A 15192-nucleotide genomic window follows, 5' to 3' on the forward strand; every position below is an offset into this window, starting at 1 on the left:
CTACCCCAATGATCAGGCCCGGCACCTCCCCCTTTAGACCATCCAACTCTGACGGACGCCGGGCGGCGGTATCTGGTGCGTACAACGCCCGTCAGGCCGCCGGCTCCAGGAGGTCGTCCGGGACGCGGGTGCCGAGGAAGACGGTGGTGCGGCGCAGGCCGAAGCCGAGGGACTCGTACAGCCCGATCGCGCCCGTGTTGTCGGCGCCCGTGTGCAGGAAGGGCGTCTCGCCGCGCTCCTGGATGCCGTGCGCGACGGCGAGCACCAGCCGTCGGGCCAGGCCCTGGCCGCGGACGACGGGGTCGGTGCAGACCGCGCTGATCTCCGTCCAGCCCGGCGGGCGCAGCCGCTCCCCCGCCATGGCGACGAGGGCGCCGTCCCGGCGTATGCCCAGGTAGGTGCCGAGTTCGAGGGTGCGGGCCAGGAACGGCCCCGGCCGGGTGCGGGCGACCAGGTCGAGCATCTCGGGCACGTCGGCCGGGCCGAGGCGGACCGCCTCCGGGTCCGGTGCGCCGGCCACGTCCTCGCCGACGAGCTGCACACCCTCGGCGCGGAAAACGGTCTCCCAGCCCTCGGGCGTCCGGCCCCGGTAGCCGATCAGCAGCGCTTCCCTCCCGGGACCGGCGAGGGCCGCGACGTCCGCCCAGTCGGCGGGCTCCGGGTCGTCGGGCAGGGCCACCCAGGGGGACACCTCGACGGGGTAGCGCAGAACGCGGCCGCGCCGCTCGGCGAATCGGGCGTGCGGGCCGGTCAGCGCGGCCAGCGCCGGATTGTCGAGGACCCGGTCGTACGCCTTGGACATCTGTTCCCTCTCTCTTGTCGACCGCCACACAAGCCAAGCAAGATCGGTGGGCGGCTATTCCCGTACGTTCGGACCAGTACGGTTGAAGGCGCAACGTACTGATCACGGCCGTCGCGCACGGCGGTCTGGAGGCACCACCCGCATGAACGTCACCCGAGGCTTCACCGGGCGCCCACGCGTCCTCAACGCCGGCCTGCCACCGGGCCAGTACGACGCGGGCGATGACTGGCCCGTCCTGTCCGCCGAGGTCACACCGGATCTCCCACCCGGGCAGTGGACGTTCCGCGTCGACGGCCTGGTCGAGGAGCCCCGCACCTGGAACTGGGACGAGGCCCACGCCCTGCCCGGGTCGGTGTACGAGGGTGACATCCACTGTGTGACGAGCTGGTCGAAGTTCGGGGTGCGGTTCGGGGGCGTGTCCCTGGACGCCTTCCTGGGTGTGGTCAAGCCCCATGGCTCCGCCACTCACGCCGTGGCCTACTCACACACCGGGTACACCACGAACCTCCCGCTCGCGGACCTCACCGGCGGGCGGGCGTGGATCGCCTGGGAGTACGACGGGCAGCCGCTCGCCGCCGAGCACGGTGGCCCGGCGCGGCTGCTGGTGCCGCATCTGTACTTCTGGAAGAGCGCCAAGTGGATCGCGGGCCTCAGGATCCTCGACCACGACGAGCCGGGCTTCTGGGAGCAGAACGGCTACCACGAGCGCGGCAACCCCTGGGAGGAGCAGCGGTACTCCGGTGACTGAGACGTTCACTCCCCCGACCCGTTTCGCCGTGCCCGGCCGTATCGCGGTGAGTAATCGGACGGCGACGCTGTGGCAGTCCGCAACGATCACGGAGATCCGGCGCGAGACCCCGCACGCGGCCACCGTCCGGCTCGCGGTGCCCGCCTGGGCGGGGCATCTGCCCGGCCAGCATCTGATGCTGCGGCTGACCGCCGAGGACGGCTATGCGGCCCAGCGCCACTACTCGATCGCGTCCGCGCCCGACGACTCCGGGCATATCGAGCTGACCCTGGACCATGTCGAGGGCGGCGAGGTCTCCGGCTGGTTCCACACCGTGGCCCGCCCCGGCGACCGGATCGAGGTGCGCGGGCCGCTGAGCGGCTTCTTCGCCTGGCCCGGCGACCGGCCCGCGCTGCTGATCGGCGCCGGATCCGGGGTCGTACCGCTGATGTCGATGGTGCGGCACCACCGGGCACGCGGCCTCGACGTACCGCTGCGGCTGCTGGTCTCGGCGCGCAGCCCGCGGGAACTGATCTACGCGCGGGAGTACGGCGCGGAGACGACGCCCGTGTTCACACGCAGCGCCCCGGAGGGTGTGCCGGTCGGACGTGTGTCGGCCGCACATGTGGCGCCGCTCCTGGCCGAACAGCCGCCAGGTGGGTGGGAGGCCTATGTGTGCGGCTCCAACGGGTTCGCCGAGCATGCCTCGCGTCTGCTCGTCGAGGCCGGGCAGCCCGTCGACCGGATCCGCATCGAGCGCTTCGGCTGACTCCCGCGGGCGTCTGCGGGTACCCGACGGGCGTGAGGACCCGAGTACCCGGCTGGCGCCGGCGGCACAATCCGCTACGGCGCCGGTCGGACGTCGTGGAGGCCTGGACGGTACTGGTGGTGGCCGTCCTGCTGTGCCTGGCCGCGCCGTCGGCCGGGGTGGCGGCGGGCTGGTGGGCCCATGACGACGCCCGGGCCACGGCGACGGCCCAGCGCGCCGACCGCCACCGGATCCGCGCGGAGGTCACCGGCTGGGCCCCGGACTCGCTCCCCACGGTGCAGGGCGCCGAGCGCAACCAACGCGTGACGGTGCGCTGGACGGACCCGGACGGCGTCTCCCGCACGGGCACGGCCGTGGTCCCGGCCGACACCCACCGCGGTAAGCGGGTCGACATGTGGCTCGACTCCGCCGGCCGCAGCGTGCCCCCGCCCCCGAGCGAGGCGACGATCTGGCAGCACACCGTGGCGATCGGCGCCTGCGCGACGGCAGGCGCGGCGGGCCTGGTCCTCCTCGGCCACGCCCTGGTCCGCCACGTCGCCACCCGACACCGGCTCGCGGAGTGGGAGCGGGAGTGGGCCCGTACCGAACCTCGATGGAGCCGACGGCAGGCGTGACCACCGGATACGGTCACCCAGCCGCCCGCGATCTCCCGCCCGTCGTCCACGACAAGCAGCTCGGCATCTCTGACCAGCAGTTCCGTGGTTCCGCGGTTCCGTCCGCACCGGACAAGGACCTGGCGAGAGATCCGATCATCCACGTACCGTGTGATCATCCGCACGTCCTCCTCACAAAGGCGGTCATCCATGGCCCTGTTCGACCTTCCGCTCGACGAACTGCGCGAGTACCGCAGCGACTCCGTCGCGCCCGAGGACTTCGACTCCTTCTGGGCCAAGACGCTCCAGGAGGCCCGCGAGCACGACCTGGACGCCCGCTTCGAGCCGGTCGACACGGGGCTGTCCACGGTGACGGTGTACGACGTGACGTTCGCCGGTTTCGGCGGTCACCCGGTGAAGGGCTGGCTGACGCTGCCCGCGGCGGCCGAGGAACCGGTGCCGCTGGTGGTGGAGTTCATCGGGTACGGCGGCGGGCGCGGGCTGCCGCACGAGCATCTGCTGTGGGCGTCCTCGGGCCGGGCGCACTTCGTGATGGACACCCGCGGCCAGGGCAGCGCCTGGGGCGGTGGCGGCGGTACGGCGGACCCGGTGGGCGGTGCGCCCGCGTACCCCGGTTTCATGACGCGCGGTGTGGACGCGCCCGAGAACTACTACTACCGGCGGGTGTTCACCGACGCGGTGCGCGCCGTGGAGGCGGCCCGTTCGCATCCGCTGACCGATGCCTCGCGGACTGTGGCGCTGGGCGCCAGCCAGGGTGGCGGGATCACGATCGCGGTGGGCGGCCTGGTGCCGGATCTGACGGCGGTCGCCCCGGACGTGCCGTTCCTGTGCGACTACCCGCGCGCGGCGACGGTGACCGACCGTCACCCGTACCGCGAGATCGCCCTCTACCTGAAGACGCACCGCGGTCGCACCGAGGACGTGATGCGCACGCTCTCCTACTTCGACGCTGTCCACTTCGCGGCCCGCGGCCGGGCCCCGGCCCTGTTCTCGGCGGCGCTGGAGGACCAGACCTGCCCGCCCTCGACCGTCTTCGCGGCCTACAACTCCTGGGCGCACGACGACAAGGCGATCGAGGTGTACGACTTCAACGACCATGAGGGCGGCGGCCCCTACCACGACGCGGCGAAGCTACGCTGGCTGCGGTCGTACGCCTGACCAAAGCGGCGATCAGCGGGCCGGTTTCGGCCGAACCGGCCCGCTACCCTTCCCTGCTGGTTTAGACCAATGCTAGATCTGGTGGCGCAATGAGCCCGCACGGCTACGGCATGTCACCAACAGGAGGGCGCGGCATGGCCCGCACCACCCCGCACGACCACCCGCTCACCGAGGGACAGCCCCTCTACTGGCGGATCGCGACGCAGTTGCTCGGCGAGCTGCGCGACGGCACCATCCCGCCCGGCGAACGGCTGCCGGGCGAACGGCACTTGGCGCGGCACTTCGGGGTCAGCAGGGAGACCGTACGGCAGGCGCTCGAGGTGCTGCGGCACGACGGTCTGGTCGCCACGGACCGGCGCGGCAGCCATGCCACGCTGCCGGGTCCGCCGGTCGAGAACCCCGCGGCGCTGACTTTCCCGGTGGGCGCCCGGGCGGCCGATCCGGGCGCCGTCGACCGCACGACGGTCACCTGGGAGACGCCCCCGCCGGGCCACGCCGAGGCGCTGGGACTCGCCCCGCACCGGCCGACCCTCGTGCACCGCTACGAGTCCGCCGGCGCCGATGGACGGGCACGCCGCACGGCGGTGACGTCCTTCTCCGCCGTGGCCCTGGCCGAGGTCGAGGAGCTGGGCCGCTACCGGGACCGCGCCGAGGGCTCCACCTCGGCCCAACTGCGCCGCGCCTACGACTGGATGCGCAAGGCGGGCCTGACCCTGCATCACCGGGACTCCATCACCCCGCTGGCGGGCGCGTCCTCGGTCCGGGTCACCCGACGCGTCCACGACCAGTACGCCCGCCCGCTGGAGATCACCGAGCTCGTGGTGGACGCCCGACAGGACGCGCTGGTCTACGAGTTCACGCTGCCGGCGGCGGGCTGACTCCGGCGGGCGACCACCATCCGCACACGCGGACTGCCGTCGCGGCGCTGCCCGAACTCGGGCAGCGCCGTCAGCTCCACGGCAAGACCGGCGCGCTCCAGCTCCCGGCGCACCTCACCGAGCCGGAACGCGCGGTAGTACATGACGAACGGCGGCCGCCACACGGCGTTGCGCACCCGCATCACCGCGTCGAAGCCCAGCAGCATCCAGTAGGCCCAGGTTCCGGGCCGGGGCGGGGCGACGACGGGGAACACGAAGGCCCCGCCGGGCCGCAGGACGTCATGGACCTGGGCGAACAGCCCCGGCAGCTCGCGCGGCAGGAAGTGTCCGAACGCCCCGAAGCTCACGACGAGGTCGAAGGCGGGCGCGAACGGCAGGGCGCGGGCGTCGGCACGGACGTACGAGACCGGCGTCCGGGCCGTTCGCTCGCGCTCGCGCGCCACCGCGAGCATGCCCGCGCTGAAGTCGACCCCGGTGACGCGGTGTCGGCACACGCGCGTGAGGACGTCGATGCCGGCGCCGGTGCCGCAGCACAGGTCGAGCCCGGTGTCGAAGGGGCCCATTCGCTCCAGTGCCGCGGCGACGGCGTCGAGGACCGAGTCCGGGGTGCGGAAGGGGGTGTGGTCGAACTTCGGGGCGAGCAGGTCGTAGCCGCGTTCGACGGACGACAGCGCCTGGACGGCGAGTTCGCGCAGGGAGGGGCCTTCGGGGCTGAACATCAGTGTCACCCCAGAGGTGTCCGCTGCTTCAGTACGGCGAGAACGCGCTCGCACCAGCGCAGGTTGCCGCGCTCGTAGTCGATGCCGGCGAGCAGCGTGAGATACGGGCCGACGCGTTCGGTGTCACGCAGGTACTCCTCCTCGGTCCGCCCGGCCAGCAGCCGCTCGCGCACCCGCTCGTAGCGGGCGAGTTTGCCCTCGGACCAGCTCATCCGCTCCTCGATCAGCGCCTGGGCGGGCGCAGGGTCCGAGTCGTCCATGGCCTGGATCTTGATCAGCAGTTCGTCGCGCATCGCCGCCGGGCGCCGTACCGGCTCGGCGGCGAAGGAGCGCAGTTCCTCCCGGCCCGTCTCGGTGAGCGTGAACATCCGCTTGTTGGGCCGGCGCTCCTGCTGGACGGTCCGGGCCGCGATCAGTTCGTCCTGCGTCAGTCGCTCCAGCTCGCGGTAGAGCTGCTGGGGGGTCGAGGCCCAGAAGTTCGCGAACGACACGTCGAACAGCTTGGACAGCTCGTACCCCGACGCCTCTCCCTCCAGGAGGGCGGCCAGGACGGCGTGCTTCAGAGACATATGGACACGCTAGCAGGGAGTGATTAATCTCTTCTGCACCTACTCAACAAATTGACTATGGAGGCGCCGATGCAGGCGTTCCGCAAGGCGATCGAGGCCCAGGACCTCGACGCCGCCGAGGCACTGCTGGCCGAGAACGTCGTCTTCACCAGTCCGGTGGTGTTCAAGCCGTACCCCGGAAAGGCGATCACGGCGGCGATCCTGCGCGGAGTGGCGCGGGTCTTCGAGGACTTCCGCTATGTGCGGGAGATCAACGACGCGGGCGGCCGGGACCATGCGCTGGTCTTCACCGCGCGCGTGGGCGACCGGGAGATCCAGGGCTGCGACTTCATCCATGTCGACAACAGCGGCCTGATCGACGAGTTCACGGTCATGGTCCGCCCCCTGTCGGCCGCGCAGGCGCTCCAGGCCGCCATGGCCGCGCAGTTCGACCGGATCGCCGAGGAGGCGCGGGAGCGTTCCGTGTGACTCGGCCTCCTTCCGCGTCCGTTCGCGGTTGGATGTCCTCATGAGCACCGACGAGCACGCACGGCTGATGCGGGCCAACCAGGCGAACTGGGACGCCCGCACCCCCGTCCACCTCGCCAGCCGCTTCTACGGGCTCGACCAGGACCTCGATCCCGCCCGCTGGTTCGCCCCCTTCGAATGGGCGGACCTCGGCGACCTGGCGGGCCGCGATGTGCTCCACCTCCAGTGCCATCTCGGCACCGAGACGATCGCCCTCGCCCGGCGCGGGGCCCGGGCGGTCGGCCTGGACTTCTCGGCCGCCTCCGTCACGGCCGCCCGCGACCTCGCCGCGAAGGCGGGCGCCGACATCGACTACGTCGAGGCGAACGTGTACGACGCCGTGGCGGCCCTGGGCCGGGAGCGGTTCGACGTCGTGTACACCGGCAAGGGCGCCCTGTGCTATCTGCCGGATCTGGAGCGCTGGGCGGGCGTGGTGGCCGAACTGCTGCGTCCCGGCGGCCTGTTGTACATCGTCGAGTTCCACCCGCTGCTCAACTCCCTCGGCCCGAAGCCCGCGCCGGGCGAGGGGCCCGAGCTGCTGCTGCTCCACGACTACCTGGGCGGCGGCGGTCCCGTGCACCGGGACGCGACCCGCACCTACACCGACGGTCCGGCCGTCGAGGGCGCCACCGACAGCTTCGAGTGGATGCACGGAATAGGAGACGTCGTCACCGCGTTGACGGAGGCAGGACTGACCGTCCAGCGGCTCCGCGAGAGCGACGAGCTGCCCTGGCAGCGCTGGCCGCAGATGGTCCGCACGCCGTCCGGCTGGTGGCGGCTCCCGGAGCCTCGGATCCCCCTTCTCTACGGACTCCTCGCCACACGCCGAACCGGCGTGGTACCGTCCCGTTAGCACTTGTGTACGCCCCGTCCAGGGCGCCGGTGCCAGTTCTCCTTCAGTCGGCCGGTTGTCGTACCGGCTTTCTCACCACCTCGTGACCAGCGGTTCCGCCGTACCCGAGGTGGTGTTCCCCGCCGCCCGGAGGCGCTCTGTCCGCCCCGTTGCCGCGGCATCACCCCTTCCTTCCGCATGTCTCATGCCGTACGTCCGTGAAAGGACCCTCCCATGACCACCACACTCGAACCCCTCGTACAGAAGTCCGCCCCTCAGACCGTCACCGGTGTTCTCGACATCGACGCGAGCGGGAAGGGGCATCTGCGCGCCGACAGCCTGCTGTCCGCGTCCTCCGACCTCCAGGTCTCCCCCGCCCTGATCCGCCGTCACGGCCTGCGCAAGGGCGACCTCGTCGAAGGCGTACGAGGCGGCCAGCGGGCCCTCACCGAGGTCGCCCGCGTCAACGGCCGCGCCCCCGACACGAGCCGCCGACGCTTCGGCGAGCTCACCCCGCTGCACCCGAGCCGGCGGCTCCGCCTCGAACACCCGGCAGCCGGGCTCGCCGGACGCGTCACCGACCTGATCGCGCCCGTCGGCAAGGGCCAGCGCGGGCTGATCGTCGCCCCGCCCAAGACCGGCAAGACGGTGCTGCTCCAGCAGATCGCCGCCGCCGTGGCAGGCAACCACCCCGAAAGCCGTCTGATGGTGGTGCTGCTCGACGAGCGCCCCGAGGAGGTCACCGAGATGCGGCGCTCGGTGCGCGGCGAGGTGTACGCCTCGACGTTCGACCGGGCGCCCAAGCAGCACATCGCGCTCGCCGAGCTGGTCATCGAGCGGGCCAAGCGGCTCGTCGAGGCGGGCGAGGACGTCGTGATCCTGCTCGACTCGCTGACCCGGCTGTGCCGGGCCCACAACAACGCGGCCGCCGCCGGTGGCCGGACCCTCAGCGGCGGCGTCGACGCCGCCGCGCTCATCGGCCCCAAGCGCTTCTTCGGCGCCGCCCGCGCGGCCGAGGAGGGCGGCTCGCTGACGATTCTCGCCACCGCCCTGGTGGAGACCGGCTCCCGCGCCGACGACTACTTCTTCGAGGAGCTCAAGGGCACCGGCAACATGGAGCTGCGCCTGAGCCGCGAACTCGCCTTCCGCCGCGTCTTCCCGGCGATCGACATCAATCCCTCCGGCACCCGCCGCGAGGAACTGCTCCTGACCGCCGCCGAGTTGACCGCCGTACGCGGCCTGCGCCGGGTGCTGCAGGGCAAGGACGGTCTGGAGACCCTGCTGGAGCGGATGCGCGAGACGCCGGACAACGCCACGTTCCTGCGCCGGATCCAGCCGACGCTGCCCGCCGATCCCGCCTGACGCACAGGGCCCGGAGTGCGGCATCCGGGTGCTCGCGGACGACGCTCCGACCGGGCAGCGCGGTGTGTCGCCGAGCACTTCCTACGTTGATCGCATGAAGATCGGATTCTCTTCCCGGGTCACCGTCTCGGCCTGCGCGCTCTGTGTGGCAGGCCTGTTGGGGCTCGCGCCCGCCGCGGTGGCCGACCGGGGTGACACAGGCCCCGGTGGGACGGAGCGGACACGGGTGTCGGCGGTCCCGCGGCCGTCGTTGCTGCGTCGCTCCGGTACGCACGTGCGGCTGCGCGCGGAGGCGCCCCGGGTGCCGAGCATCTCCGCGCTCTCGTGGGTGGTCGCCGACGCCCGTACCGGCGAGGTGCTCGCCGCGCACGACGCGCACCGCAGACTGCCGCCCGCCAGCACCCTCAAGGCGCTCTTCGCCCTCACCGTGCTGCCCGCCCTGCCCGGCGGGATCCGGCACACGGTCGACGAGGAGGAACTGTCGGACATCGGTCCGGGCAGCAGCATGGTCGGAGTCGCCGAGGGGCGTACCTACCGGGTCGCCGATCTGTGGAACGGAGTGTTCCTGAACTCCGGCAACGACGCCGTGCACGTCCTGGCCGGGCTGAACGGCGGCTGGCGTGCCACGGCCAAGCGGATGCAGGCCAAGGCCCGTGCGCTCGGCGCCCTCGACACCCGGGTGCTGTCGCCCGACGGCTACGACACACCGGGCCAGGTGTCCTCGGCGTACGACCTCGCGGTGTTCGGCCGGGCGGGGCTGCGCAACAAGGACTTCGCGCGCTACTGCCGCACCGTCGAGGCCAGGTTCCCGGACGGCGGCGGATGGTCGTACCCCATCAGCAACACCAACCGGCTGCTGACCGGCGGCGACGGAGTCGACCCCTACCCCGGCCTGATCGGCGTCAAGAACGGCTACACGACCAACGCCGGCCACACCCTGGTGTCCGCAGCCCGCAAGGGCGGCCGCACCCTCGTCGTCACGGTGATGAATCCCCAGTACGGCGGCGGCCTCGCCGTCTACGAGGAGGCTCGGGAGCTGTTGGACTGGGGCTTCGCCGCTGCGGGACGGGTCGATCCCGTGGGCTCGCTGGACGCCCTGCGGGCCAAGCCGCGTCCGGGGCCTGAGCCGGTGTCCGCGGCAGCCGTCGCGGCACCGGTGGACGCGGGCCCGGGCTGGGCCGAGGCCGGGATGGTGGCGGGTGCCGCCGGACTCGGCGCCGGTGCCGTCGCGCTCACGACACGTCCCAGAAGGTGCCGTCCGGCGGGGAGTTGACCCACCGGCAGCCACAGCAGCAGGCCGAGCGTGATCCAGACGTAGGTGTTGGAGCCGATGAATCCGTCGATGCCGGAGGCGTCGTCGAACCACAGCCACACCACGCTCGTGCACAGCAACGCGTACAGGGCGGCCGCGGTGCGCGGGTGCCCGGCGCGGATCAGCACGGCGAACGACGGCAGCAGCCACACCAGGTGGTGCACCCAGGTGATGGGGCTGACCAGACACGCCGTCAGGCCCGTCAGGGCGAAGGCCGCGATCCACTCCCCCGCGGCGATCGCCCGGCCCGCCCGCCACGCCCACACGCACAGCACCAGCAGCACGGCGACCGCCCACGGCGCGCGGTCCGGCTCACCGAGCCGGGCCAGGACACCCTGAAGGGACTGGTTCGAGACATAGTCCAGACGGCCCACCCGGGTGGTGTCCCACAGGGCCCGCGTCCAGTAGAACCGGGAGGCGTCGGGGGTCACCCAGGCCGCCAGGGCCGTGGCCCCGACGGCGACGGCCGTGGCGATACCGGCCGCCCGCCAGCGCCGGGCCAGCAGGAGCAGGCCGATGAAGACGGCGGGCGTGAGTTTGATCGCGGCGGCGAGGCCGATGCCGTAACCCGCCCAGCGTTCCCGCCCGGTGGCCAGCAGCCAGGCGTCCGTCAGCACGAGGGCGAGCAGCAGGACGTTCACCTGGCCGAAGCTGAAGGTGTCGCGCAGCGGCTCGAACAGGGCGAGCGCGCAGGCGCCGAGGAGGCAGCCGAACCAGCCGTAGCGCCGCCAGTCCCGTCCGGCCAGGATGCGCAGGACCACGGCGAGCGCGGCCAGGTTGAGCAGCAGCGCGACGACGATGGCGGCGGGCAGGTCCAGCAGGGCCATGGGCAGCATGGCGACGGCGGCGAACGGCGGGTAGGTGAAGCCGTAGGTCGTGCCGGGGACCAGATAGTCGTAGATACGGCCGCCGTGGTGGATCCAGCTGTCCACGGTGCCGTGGTAGACGCGCAGGTCGAACCAGTCGCGCAGCAGCGGCACGGTCGCGGTGAACGCGCTCACGGCGGCGACGAGGAACAGCGCCAGCAGCAGTCGTCCGCGGTCGGTGCGGGGCAGTCTCATGCGGTCCGCCCCCAGGCCGGCGCGAGTTCCGCCTGGTGGGCCTGCCACAGCACGACGACCGCGAGCACACCGCCGGAGACGGCGAGCACCAGCTGTCCGGTGTCCGCCGGGCCCCCGCTGGGCAGCGTGGCGAGCGCCAGGACGCCGGTCACGGCGGCCACCCGGTGCCGTACCGACGCGCTGGGCGCCGCGGCGGCGATGAGGAACAGGCCCCACAGGGCGTACCAGGGACGGATCGCGGGGCCCAAGGCGGCCACGGCGGCGAGGCTGAGGCCGAGCGCGTACACCGGGCGCAGCCTGAGCCGCAGCCATATGACCGCTATGGCGACCACGGCGGCGGCGACACCGAGCGCGTGCCAGGCCGGTACGGCGAGGGGGGCCAGGTCGCTGCCGAACCACTCCAGCAGAGCACGGGTGGCACGGCCCAGGAGGCTGGTGAGCGCCCAGTTGTGCGGAGAGACGGGCGTGTCGAGGGCGCCGATCCAGCCGTATCCGGTTCCGGCGACGGCGGTCGCGGCGACGGTCGTGGCGGCGGCCGCGGCCGTGGTCGTCAGGACGGCCCCTACCGGGCGGCGGCCCGCCCGCACCTGGAGCACGACGACCGCGGCGAGGCCGAGCACCGCGGGCGCCTTGACCAGGGCGGCGAGGGTGACGAGTACGGCGCCCAGGACCGGCCACCGGCCGAGCGCGGCGACGAGGCCGAGGCCGAGCAGTCCGAGCATGACGGCGTCGTTGTGCGCGCCGGCGACCAGGTGCAGCAGCACCAGCGGGTTGAGGGCGCCGAGCCACAGCGCGGCGGCCGGGTCGGCGCCGCTGTGCCGAGCCAGGCGGGGCAGAGCGGCCGCCATCAGGGCCACCCCGAGCAGCGCGACGAGCCGCATCCCGAAGAGGCCTGCGGGGAGTTCACCGCTGGTCAGCGCGGACAGCGCGGAGGCCAGGGCGAGGAAGACCGGTCCGTACGGCGCTCCCGTGTGCTGCCACAGCGGGGCGACCTCGTCGGCGAGCGGGCCGCCGAGCCGGGCCGGACCGTGGGCGTAGACGTCGATGTGGGCGTCGACCATGGCGCCCTGCGCGAGGTAGCTGTACACGTCCCGGCTGAACAACGGCGGGGCGAGCAGCAGCGGGGCCGCCCACACGCCGAGGGTGACCAGCAGGGCGCGCGGGGTCGGCGGCTCGCTGCCGAGCAGGAGTCGGCCCAGCAGTGCCCAGGCCGCTATCAGCAGGACGACGCCGAAGTACACGCCGATCAGGCCGAGGGCGGCCTCGGCGGAGGACGGAGCGAGGAGGTCCCGGACGGGGAGCGCTCCTGCGGTGCCGCCGCCTGCCGCGAGGACGGCGGTACCGGCAAGACCGAGCACCTGGCAGCGGCGGAGATCGACGGGAAAAGCCATGGCCAACACTCGGCAAGCGTGTCAACGCCGGGTGGCCGGAAGTCGACGCGGGGCCCTCCGGGGGGAAGCCGAAGTGTGTCCGGTGCGTGGCTGGTTCCGGCCACGCCGAACGGTTGGCCCCGCTCAGACGAGGCGGGAGCTCGGCACCGGGCCCGGGGACGACAGTTGACATCCTCCCCCTCTTTAAAAGAGGGGGATTCCAACCCAGGTGGGTTGAGGTTCACGGGCGCTCGAACGGCCGGTGGCCGCTGTCGCCCCTCCGGCACCGGCTGAGCACCGGGGGCGGGGAATCCCGCCCTGTCCTGCCGCGATGTTGGTTGCTGCGTTGGTGTCCGCGTTACAGGTGAAGCCGCAGGACACGCACGCGAAGTCGGCTTGGCTCTTGCGCGACTTCTTCTCGATCCATCCGCAGGCGCTGCACCGCAGGCTGGTGTAGGGGGCGGGAACGTCCTCGACCCGGCCGGGGGCCTTGTGCTCGGTGCGCTGACGCAGCAGACCCCAACCCTGGGCGAGGATCGACCGGTTCAGGCCCGACTTCTGCGCCACACTCTTGCCGGGCTGCTCCACGGTTCCCTTCGCGGAGCGGGTCATGTTCTTGATGTTCAGCTTCTCGAACCGGATCACGTCATACGTGCGGGCGAGCAGGGTGCTGGTCTTCTCGCACCAGTCCTTGCGCCGGTCCGCTTCCCTCGCCTTGAGCTGGGCGACCTTCGCATAGGCGGAGGTCTTCCGTGCACTGCCCTTCGGAGCGCGGGCTGCGCGCCGCTCGTGCTTGCGGATCTGTGCCCGCTCCCTGACGGTTAGCTGCGGACAGTTCAGCTTCCGGCCGTCCGACAGGGCCGCCGTGATCGTCACGCCCCGGTCGATGCCGATGACCTCTCCCGTGCCGGGCGCAGGAGTCGGACCCGGGATGACGGCGAAGGCAATGTGCCACTGGCCGTTGCGGAAGGTGACCCGGAACGTCTTCGCGTGGGGCAGCTTCGCACCCTTGCCCTTGGCGCTGAGGCGGAAGCGGACCCAGCCGCAACCGGGCACCTTGACCTGAGCCCACCTCCGGTTGAGCTTCTGCACGACCACCGACCGGCCCAGGACCTGCTTGCCGGTCTTCACATTCAGCTTCGGGCTGCCGTCCGCCTCGTACTCGGGTACCCGGTCGGTGCCGATGACCCGGAAGCCCTCGTGCCGGTACTTCCTGCGCCAGGTCGGCTCACCGAACCCGGACGTGAAGCGGGCGCTCTTGGCCTTGGCGAAGTCCTTGAGCGCCTGCTGCTGCACGTCCGCGTTCCCAGCGGCCAGCCACTCGTTGTCCCGCCGGGCCTCGGTGAGCTGACGGCACTGCTCCGCGAAACCCGGCGCGGACCTGCGACCCGGCATCCAGTGCGCGTGCTGTTCCACAGCGAGGTTCCACACGTACCGGGCGTGCGCGCAGTGCTCGAGCATGATGCCCGCCTGCTCGCTCGTCGGGTACATCCGAAACCGTGCCATGCCGCGAACCTAGCCCGCGTGTTCCCCGGCCGCGCACACCATCGATCAACGTCACCCATGAGAATGACCGCTCCCGGCGGCAGCCCCGCCCGGCCACCGGCCCCAATCCTCAACTCCCCCTCACCACCACCTGTTCGCGGTCGCCCTCAGCCCCCGTACCTTCCGGAACGCCGAATCACCCTGGCGGCAATTCGGCTCCTCCCGCGCCCCGAACTCACGCTGTCGGCCGTGACGGCCGGAGCGTCGGTCCAGCAGCTCGCACCGGCAGCGGTCGCCCGGGCGACGAGGCTTGCGCGAGAACATGAGTGCGATCTTCATCAGGCGGGCCGCGTGCTCAACCGCATTAGGCGTCAGCGGTTCAGGCCCAGCTCACCCGCGCGCACCCCGGCCTGGAAGCGCGATTCCGCGTCGAGGGTGTCGAGCAGTTCGGCGACCCGGCGACGGTAGGTGCGCAGGGACATGCCGAGCTCCCGCGCGGCTGTCGCGTCGGTGACGCCAGAGCCCAGCGCGCGCAGGACCGTCCGACTTCCCGCGTCGAGCTGCGGCCGCTCCGCACGCAGGAAGTCCCCCAGGTTGGTGGCGGCCTCCCAGGCGGCCTCGAAGAGCGCGTGCACTCCGCCGACCAGGGTGGGTGCGCCGGTCACGGTGTACTCACGGCCGCCGGGGGCGCTCGCCCCGGCGAGGATCGCGTACCGACGGTCGATGATGATCGTCTCGTGGGGCAGAGCGGCGTCGGCGATGCGCACCTGGCCGCCCCTGTCGACGAGTTGGCTCAGATGCTCGCGGCTGTGCTCGTCGGCCAGCGCGGCGGGGCTGTACAGCTTGCGGATCCGCGGGGCACCGCTGTGCCGCACCCGGTCACGGGCGGCCTGCCGGGCGCCGTGGTGCGGCCAGGTGTCGAGGTCGCGGGCGGCGCAGACGAACTCCTCGCGGACCGAGGAGAAAAGATGCGCGGTGCGCGCGAGCAGCTCCAGGTCACCTTGGATCGTCACGGTCTCTGCCACGC

The 15192-nt window shown here is 72.3% G+C and carries 15 protein-coding genes and 1 pseudogene; 9 read left to right on the forward strand and 7 right to left on the reverse strand.

Translation table 11 applies throughout. From position 1 onward, the window contains the following. Positions 1 to 91 precede the first annotated feature (91 nt). Positions 92 to 802 (reverse strand): GNAT family N-acetyltransferase, encoded by a 711-nt coding sequence (locus tag H4N64_RS21720; protein ID WP_186284073.1) that lies wholly within the window; start codon positions 800 to 802, stop codon positions 92 to 94. A 142-nt stretch (positions 803 to 944) separates the two neighbouring features. Between H4N64_RS21720 and H4N64_RS21725 the strand changes: the two genes are divergently transcribed. The 5 genes from H4N64_RS21725 to H4N64_RS21745 all read left to right on the forward strand — a co-directional run bounded on the left by H4N64_RS21725 (position 945) and on the right by H4N64_RS21745 (position 4948). After that, on the forward strand, positions 945 to 1550 hold the full coding sequence (locus H4N64_RS21725; protein ID WP_186284074.1) for a sulfite oxidase-like oxidoreductase: 606 nt from the start codon (positions 945 to 947) through the stop codon (positions 1548 to 1550). Further along, entirely contained in the window at positions 1543 to 2298 is a 756-nt protein-coding gene (locus H4N64_RS21730) for an FAD-binding oxidoreductase (RefSeq protein ID WP_186284075.1), read from the forward strand. The genes H4N64_RS21725 and H4N64_RS21730 overlap by 8 nt, the downstream gene beginning before the upstream one ends. Positions 2299 to 2330: 32 nt before the next feature. Then, a complete protein-coding gene (locus H4N64_RS21735; protein WP_186284076.1) occupies positions 2331 to 2912 on the forward strand; it encodes an Rv1733c family protein in 582 nt (193 codons plus the stop codon). Positions 2913 to 3101: 189 nt separating this feature from the next. Beyond that, positions 3102 to 4070, forward strand: coding sequence for an acetylxylan esterase (locus H4N64_RS21740; RefSeq protein WP_186284077.1), 969 nt, complete (start codon positions 3102 to 3104; stop codon positions 4068 to 4070). A gap of 134 nt (positions 4071 to 4204) precedes the next feature. Continuing rightward, a complete protein-coding gene (locus tag H4N64_RS21745) occupies positions 4205 to 4948 on the forward strand; it encodes a GntR family transcriptional regulator (RefSeq protein WP_186284078.1) in 744 nt (247 codons plus the stop codon). On the opposite strand, the gene H4N64_RS21750 is transcribed toward H4N64_RS21745, so the two are convergent. Continuing rightward, a complete protein-coding gene (locus H4N64_RS21750) occupies positions 4918 to 5667 on the reverse strand; it encodes a class I SAM-dependent methyltransferase (RefSeq protein ID WP_186284079.1) in 750 nt (249 codons plus the stop codon). The genes H4N64_RS21745 and H4N64_RS21750 overlap by 31 nt on opposite strands. Positions 5668 to 5672: 5 nt before the next feature. After that, entirely contained in the window at positions 5673 to 6236 is a 564-nt protein-coding gene (locus H4N64_RS21755; RefSeq protein ID WP_186284080.1) for a PadR family transcriptional regulator, read from the reverse strand. Positions 6237 to 6305: 69 nt separating this feature from the next. Between H4N64_RS21755 and H4N64_RS21760 the strand changes: the two genes are divergently transcribed. The 4 genes and pseudogenes from H4N64_RS21760 to H4N64_RS45205 all read left to right on the forward strand — a co-directional run. Continuing rightward, complete coding sequence (locus tag H4N64_RS21760) at positions 6306 to 6704, forward strand: nuclear transport factor 2 family protein (protein ID WP_186284081.1); 399 nt, start codon at positions 6306 to 6308, stop codon at positions 6702 to 6704. Positions 6705 to 6744: 40 nt separating this feature from the next. Next, entirely contained in the window at positions 6745 to 7596 is an 852-nt protein-coding gene (locus H4N64_RS21765) for a class I SAM-dependent methyltransferase (protein WP_186284082.1), read from the forward strand. A gap of 213 nt (positions 7597 to 7809) precedes the next feature. Further along, positions 7810 to 8937 carry a transcription termination factor Rho gene (rho, locus tag H4N64_RS21770; protein WP_186284083.1) on the forward strand — a complete coding sequence of 376 codons (1128 nt, stop codon included), beginning with the start codon at positions 7810 to 7812 and terminating at the stop codon, positions 8935 to 8937. Positions 8938 to 9031: 94 nt separating this feature from the next. Beyond that, a pseudogene (locus tag H4N64_RS45205) lies at positions 9032 to 9916 on the forward strand (D-alanyl-D-alanine carboxypeptidase family protein); the annotation flags it as partial. Between the two features lie 38 nt (positions 9917 to 9954). Here the strand turns inward: H4N64_RS45205 and H4N64_RS46395 are convergent. The 4 genes from H4N64_RS46395 to H4N64_RS21790 all read right to left on the reverse strand — a co-directional run bounded on the left by H4N64_RS46395 (position 9955) and on the right by H4N64_RS21790 (position 15190). Continuing rightward, positions 9955 to 11310, reverse strand: coding sequence for a glycosyltransferase 87 family protein (locus H4N64_RS46395; protein WP_222109250.1), 1356 nt, complete (start codon positions 11308 to 11310; stop codon positions 9955 to 9957). Beyond that, positions 11307 to 12701, reverse strand: coding sequence for a polyprenol phosphomannose-dependent alpha 1,6 mannosyltransferase MptB (mptB, locus tag H4N64_RS21780; protein WP_186284085.1), 1395 nt, complete (start codon positions 12699 to 12701; stop codon positions 11307 to 11309). Before mptB ends, H4N64_RS46395 begins: the two co-directional genes overlap by 4 nt. A 183-nt stretch (positions 12702 to 12884) precedes the next feature. After that, a complete protein-coding gene (locus H4N64_RS21785) occupies positions 12885 to 14186 on the reverse strand; it encodes an RNA-guided endonuclease InsQ/TnpB family protein (protein ID WP_186284086.1) in 1302 nt (433 codons plus the stop codon). 350 nt (positions 14187 to 14536) lie between these two features. Next, a complete protein-coding gene (locus H4N64_RS21790) occupies positions 14537 to 15190 on the reverse strand; it encodes a response regulator transcription factor (RefSeq protein ID WP_186284087.1) in 654 nt (217 codons plus the stop codon). Positions 15191 to 15192 lie beyond the last annotated feature (2 nt).

This window comes from Streptomyces cupreus, assembly GCF_014257025.1.
Classification (GTDB): Bacteria; Actinomycetota; Actinomycetes; order Streptomycetales; family Streptomycetaceae; genus Streptomyces; species Streptomyces cupreus.